Raw genomic sequence first — 6,826 nt, 5'->3', positions numbered from 1 at the left:
GCCCTGTCCGCCGCCGCCGCCGGGCGGCGCCGCCTTCTTGCCGAAGTGCCGTTTGCCGATCACCTGACCCTGCGCCGTCGCCGTGGTCACTTCCACGGGACGCTCACCCAACAGGGCATCGAGCAGATTCCACGAGGGGTTGTCCGACAGTTCCAGCAGCCCTTCGTCCACCGCGGCGAGTGCGATCTCGCCGTGGGCAGCGGGTTTGCCGTCGCTATCCGTGACCTGCACATTGACGCGTGCCGTTTCGCGCACCCGGAAAACGTCGCGGTCGGGGGTGACCTTCACCGCGAGCGCGTAAGCGCGGTGCCCAACCCGGATCTCGGCCATGCCGAGCTTGTAGGCGGGCTTGGACAGGTCCACCAGCGCCGTCGGGCGGGTGTCGCGCTCGACCGGGATTTCGTCCACCAGCCCGAGCCAGTAGCCCAGACGGTAGAACGCGCGCTTCAGCCACGCGTACGGACCCGGCACCTCGGGATCGACGCGCCCGCGCACGGCGAGCGCCGACACGAAGACGTTGGGACCGTAGCTGCCGATGATCGGCACTTCGATGGCCGGCGACTGGCCGTCGAGCGCGACCACTTTCTGCTCCAGCACGCCCTCGCGCTCGACCGTCACCAGCACGGTTGCCGCACGGAACGGCATGCGCACCTGGAATTTCGCCGTCTCGCCCGGCTCGTAGTGCTTTTTCTCCGGAATCAGGTCGATGCGGTCGCTATCCGAGGGTTCGAACCACCATTCGTCCGCACCGCGCACCCAGACGCTGGTGCTTGCCAGCGCCTCGCGGCCCTGCTCGTCCTGCGCGCGTGCCAGCAGGATCAGCTCGCCGGACAGGCCGGGTTTGACCGTGCAGAACAGGAAGCCGCGCTCGTCGGTCGTGCCCGAGCAGCCGCCGCCGAGTTTCTTCGTTTCCGTCGTCGAGTCGTAGGCGTAGAAGCCGCCGATCAAACGCCGCCGGCTGGAAAAGCTCTTGCGCTCATAGATCTCGACCCGCACCGCACGACCGGCGAGCGGTTTGCCGGCCGGATCGAGCGCCACCACCTGCGCCCGCACGCCGTTCTTGTTGGCCACCCAGCCGTCGGGCTTGAGGCCGAGGTAAAGCGCTGCGGGATGCAAGGCGACGCGGGTTGCGACGGCCAGGCGTTCGCCGTTCGGATCGTTGTATTCCATCTCGACGAACAGGCTTGCCGGGCGAACGACCGGCGCAAGCTGGTCGATCGAAATCGCTGCCGTGCCGGCACCATCGAGCGTCAATGTGCGTGCGGCCGTGGGGCCCGCGCCCTGGTTGCCGGAAGCGCTGCCGTCCTCTTCCGGATCGTAGGCGCCGAAGGCCTCGGCGGATGAGCCGATGACGATCCCTTCCTTCAAGGGCTCGCTATCGAAACGGAACTCGGGGTAACTCGCGAACGACACCCCGCGGTTCTCGATCCGATGGCGCACCTTCACCGGCAGGCCGGAAGCGGGACCGCCCGCAAGGTAGTTCACCGCCGCCTCGAGCCTGGCAACCGATGGGCGGATCAAGGGCTCTTTCGGTGCGGCGAGTGCGGCGCGCATCAGCGGCACGCGGAATGCTTCCACGCGGAACTCGGCCTGCCCCTGCTGGATGTCACGCCCCGGCCAGCCGAGCCGGTAGCTGCCGAGCTTGGCCTCGGGCGGAATCTTCCAGAGGCCTTCGGCCACGCCCTGGTCGTCGAATTGCGCAGTGAGTTTGTATTTCTGGCCGCTGCCGAGATGTTCGATCTCGATCGCGGACGGCAAGTCGGCATGGCCTGGAATGCGGAAACCGGCGCTGACCGGCACGCGCGCAACGTGTTTCATGCTGACCGTCTCGCCGGCGCGGAACAGCGTGCGGTCGAACACCGTATGGATGGACAGCGGCGTCCTGCGGTCGGCGTTGTGGCGCAGGTTGAAGTTCCACGGCTGGATGCCCTCGTTCCAGTCCGAATACGTAAACGACAGGTCTTCGCCCAGGCGCGCGAACGCCACCAGCGCGCGCCGGTAGTCGCCGCACCTCGCAACATCCTGCGCGAAGGGCAGCCGGTCGCCTGCCCGGGCAATGCCGTTCGCATCGGTGGTGCCGGTAAACCAGGCCTGGCCCGTGCAGTCGCGCACGCTGACCTTTGCTTCGGCCACCGGCCTGCCGCTGTCGAGCGCGGTGACCCAGACCAGCGACCCTTCACGGCCATGTTTGAGGTGCACGGCCAGGTTCGTGACGAGCACGCTGGTCGACACGTAATAAGGCTTCTCCGCATCGTGCAGTGCGCGCCCGAGGCGTGGGCTTGCCAGCTCCACGATGTAAAACCCGGGCTTCGGCAGTGGAATGCCGATCACCTCCATCGGCTTGTCGCCGCCGGGGCGCGGCAGTTCGAAGGCGGTGGCCTGGTCGCCCTCCCGGATGGCCGAAATTTCGCCCTCGCGCGGATAGGAGCGGTTCTCGCCGCGCAGCCGGTCGAAGTACTCCGAGTCCTTGTTCAGGAAGCGCTGCAGCCGCTGCATGATCTGCGTCTCGTCGTTGGCGAGGCGCAGCGAGCGGCCGGGAACAGCGGCGGTCGCCGGCAGCGCGATCTTCTGCCCGGCCAGCGTCGGCTCCACATTGCGTACCGTCACCGGCAACACCGGCTCGGCCTGGAGTTCGAGGATACCGAAGCGGCCCGGAAACTTGACGAGCGGCGGGTGCTCGTCGGTGGCCGTGGGCAGCGGGAAAGAGGCCATGTTCTTCGGTTCGCGGCCGGCATCATCCTTGAAGCCGCGCGGCAGTTCGACGGTGAACCGGGTCTTTTCCGGGAACGGGCCGCGGAACTCGACGCTGTCCACGGTCTTGACGTGCGGCTCCAGCACCGGTTCGAAGGTCTGCCCTGGTTCGCTTTTCAGCCGGATGCCCGTCGCCGCTGCGCGCGGCACCGGCGCGTTGAACGCCAGCGTGATCGGTGTGATCGGCAGACAGGCCGCGTCCTTTTTGACGCGCTGGCAAGTCAGGTCGACCACGAAATCGGGCCGCACCCGGAACGTGAGCCGCTGCGGTGCTCCGCGCGCGAGACCGGTCTTCGATTTCACCTCGGGGCCGATCACGATCGATACCTGCGCACCGGCCGGCAGCCGCCGCGCGCATTTCGCGCCGGCCACCGGCAGATCGCGGAAGCGTTTGTCCTCGACCTTCAGCTTGCCGATGGAGACATCACGGCCATCCGGGAAATATAGCCTGAACAGGTTGAACGCGTTGTCCCGGTTGGCCGTGAGCAATTCACGAGTTTCCTTTTCCGGCAGCAGCTTGAGCGGAATCTGTTCGTTGATCCCGTCCGCTTCGCACCAGGCACCGGCAATGCTCGCCGGGTCGAGCGGCGCATCGAAAGCAAGCAGGAAGATCTGCTCTTCATCGATATCTTCTTCTCCCTCACCGGGGAGCGAAGCCATCACCGCCGGGCCGCCGGTGTCGAACGTAAACTCCCGCTTGCCCGCCAATGCAGTCCCGGCCGCAGACGTGACGCCCGCGTTCAGGGTGAAACGGCAGCGCTGACCCGCCGGCAGGTCGGCAGCGAAGTCATAGACCCAGTTCCTCTGGTCGGCCCAGCGGCCACGCCCCTGGGTGCGCTCGGGATCGCCTTCGCATTTGACACTGAAGGGGTCGGCCAGCCGCGGGTCGCCGAAAGCGACCATCGACTCGGAAAAACGCACGGCCACCTGGCGTACTCCCTTCGCCTGACCCTGCGGGGTAAAGCGCTCCACCTGCGGCGGGCCTGCCGCATCTACCACCAGCACCACCGCCACCAGCACAATGACCTGTACCACCCTTGCCAACCATCCCGCCCCTTGTCGCATGATCGAACCTTTCGATAATTGCATGACCTTGCATCCGCCGTGCCCGCGACTGCGCATTCCGTGAACACGGCCTGCCACTAAACCGTCGCCAACCCCTTCCCTGCCACCGCGACCAGCGCCTTTGCCTGATGAAAGCTGCTTGCCCGGCCACAGGCATGAAGACAGCAGGCAAGCTGGTTGGCAATCGGTAGCGGCAGCGAGACTTCGCCGACGAGAACGCGGTGCATCCAGGCGACGGTCGCTGTGGCGTCGCAGTTCTCGGGGAGTTGCGGCAGGTTTCTGAGGCTGTCGTGCTCAGCTTCGAAGAGGATGTCGTGGACGCCGCCGTGGAGGTGTTCGATCAGCGGGCGACGCTTGGGATTGGCAAAGGGTTCGCCCTCGGTGCCGCGCAACAGAAGCGCGTTGGCGCCGGTGCCGGTGAGCAGCGCGCGCATGCTGTTGAGGTAATCGGGGTGGGTCGCGGCGGTGACCAGCAGGGAGTCGCCCGCGAAAGGATCGATCATCTTGACCAGGCTGTGCGCGCTGTTGCGCAGGCCGAGGCGGCTGCGCAGGGCGAGCAGGCGGTCGAGGCCGGGAGAAAGCAGCGGCAGCGGCAGGTAAGCCATACGGCGTTGATCGATCAGGCACTGCGCCTCCTGCACACTGCCGCAGGCCTGCAGGCCGTACGCGCACAGGATCTGCTCACTGGTCACCCGCCCATAATCGTCGCTCAGGCCATGCAGCAGCACCGGAACATCGAAGCGTTGCAACAACAGTGCCAGCAGCGGCGTCAGATTGGCATGGCGGCGGGCCCCGTTATAGGTCGGGATGACCACCGGCCGGATCTTGCCGCAAGGGGGGCGTCGCAGGATCGGCAGGCGCGCGTTCGCGGCAGCGAGAAAGCCGCCCATTTCCTCGACCGTTTCGGTCTTCATGCGCAACGCGATGGCGATCGCCCCGAGTTCGAGGTCCGGAACCTCGCCATCGAGCATCGCACCGTAGAGCTGCTGGGCGTCACTGCGTGACAGGTCGCGCGCGCCTGTCGCACCCCGTCCGACTGACCGGATGATCGACGCGAAATCCATACCCCCTCCCAGTATGTTCACAACACTGCGGCGTCACTGGCGCGCAGCGCCTGGCCAGAAATCATCTGCCGCAGTTCCGGCAGACATGAGCCACAGAAGGTACCGCATTTCCGCTGCTTCTGCAGCATGGCCAGCGTCGCCCCGGTGGCGAGGTCGCCTGTGATCTGCGCGGCGGTGACATCGGCGCATTTGCAGACCACGTGGCTGCGTGGCGGCAGTCGGCCGGGGCGCTGGCCGATCGGCGCGACGGCCCAGCGGATCAGCTCGGCATCGAGCGTGTCGTCGGCCATCACCTCCTTGAGCCACGCCTCTGCCTGCGTCTCGCCAGCGAGGCGAACGCCGGTCAGCTTGCCGTCCGGGGCCAGCGCGCGCTTGCTGATCTGGCGGCGGGGGTCGGCATAGACGATCACGGCCGTGTTGTCGCCGAGACCGAACAGGGTATCGATTTCCTGCAGGCGACTTTCCGGCAGCGCCTGCGGGTGAGCAGCGCGGAAGATCACCAGCGGTTCGGCGCGACCGTAGAGTCCGACACTGGCGAAGGCGAACTCGCCGAGCAGCGTCCTTGCCCTGGCGAGCAGGGTCGGCGCGGCCAGTTCGCCAGACCCGGTCTTGCGCAGGATCACCATTTGCCACGGCAGGTCGGCCTTGTTGACCGCGACCGCGGCGTGCTTGAGTTCGGGTTGTTGCGAGTAAGGGTCGCGTGCCGAGGCGGTCAGCGTATTGACGCCGGGGCTGTTCATGAACTGGCTGCCCCAGTGCATGGGTAGCCAGGCGCAACCGCGTGCCAGACCGGCATCCGGCTTGACGCGCACGACGATGTCGCCGCGTGCGCTGTCCACCTCCGCCAGGTCGCCGGCGACGAGGCCGTGCTGGCGCAGGTCGTCCGGGTGCATCGACAGCAGCGGCTCGTCGTCGAGGTTGAACAGCCGCGCGACGCGGCCGGTGCGGCTCATGCCGTGCCACTGGTCGCGCAGACGGCCGGAGAGCAGGCTGATCGGGCGCCTGGCGTCGGTACTTTCGGCCGTCGGCTGGTGTTCGACCGGGACGAAACGGGCGCGTCCGCTCGGCGTCGTAAAGACGCCGTCTTCATACAGGCGCTGGCGTCCGTGGCTGGCGCCCGCGGGAAAGGGCCACTGCTGCGGGCCGGCCGCATCGAGCAACGCGTAGCTCAGGCCGGTGATGTCGAGGTCGCGTCCGCGCGTGCTTTCGCGATGTTCGTTGAAAACCGCTTCGGCGTCGGCGTAGGGAAACAGCTTCGCGGTCAGCGCCTGTTCGAGGCGGGCGCCAAGACGACGTGCGAAATCGACGGCGATCTGCCAGTCGTGGCGTGCCTCGCCGGGCGGGGCAACCGCCGGGGTCAGGTGGGTGATGCAGCGCTCGGAGTTGGTGACCGTTCCTTCCTTTTCGCCCCAGGTGGTCGCCGGCAACAGGAGATCGGCGTAGGTGGCGGTGTCGGTATTGGCGTAGGCTTCCTGCAACACGACGAAATCGGCGGCCCGCAGTGCGGCGCGTACTTCGGACTGGTCGGGCAACGATTGCGCAGGATTGGTGCAGGCGATCCAGACGGCCTTGACCACCCCGCGCTTGAGCGCCGCAAACAGTTCGACCGCGGTCCTGCCGGGCGCCGCGGGGACCGACGGGACGCCCCACAGCTGCGCCACTTCGTCCCGGTGTCTGGGGTTGGCAAGGTCGCGATGCGCTGAAAGCAGGTTGGCCAAGCCGCCGACTTCACGGCCGCCCATGGCGTTCGGTTGTCCGGTCAGCGAGAAGGGGCCGGCGCCGGGACGGCCGATCTGGCCGGTTGCCAGATGCAGATGGATCAGCGCGGCGTTGTTGTGCGTGCCGTGCGACGACTGGTTGAGTCCCTGGCAGTACAGCGATAGCGCCGCGCCGGCAGTACCGAACCAGCGTGCCGCCTGGATGATGTCGGCTTCGGCGAGGCCGCA

3 protein-coding genes are annotated in these 6,826 nt (G+C 67.2%); all 3 read right to left on the bottom strand.

The window, feature by feature from the left end; genetic code table 11:
• The coding region (locus tag CAPSK01_RS07505) for an Ig-like domain-containing alpha-2-macroglobulin family protein (RefSeq protein ID WP_273703263.1) at positions 1-3,840 on the bottom strand (3,840 nt) is incomplete at its 3' end.
• Positions 3,841-3,893: 53 nt separating this feature from the next.
• The gene (gene ybiB / locus CAPSK01_RS07500; protein WP_034924570.1) at positions 3,894-4,880 is read right to left on the bottom strand and encodes a DNA-binding protein YbiB; all 987 of its coding nucleotides are present in this window, start codon (positions 4,878-4,880) and stop codon (positions 3,894-3,896) included.
• 17 nt (positions 4,881-4,897) lie between these two features.
• A partial coding sequence (locus CAPSK01_RS07495; RefSeq protein WP_034924568.1) for a molybdopterin-dependent oxidoreductase occupies positions 4,898-6,826 on the bottom strand: 1,929 nt, incomplete at its 5' end.

Origin of the sequence: Candidatus Accumulibacter vicinus (assembly GCF_000584955.1) — a bacterium.
GTDB lineage: Bacteria > Pseudomonadota > Gammaproteobacteria > Burkholderiales > Rhodocyclaceae > Accumulibacter > Accumulibacter vicinus.
This window is presented reverse-complemented; position numbering and strand designations above follow the sequence as displayed.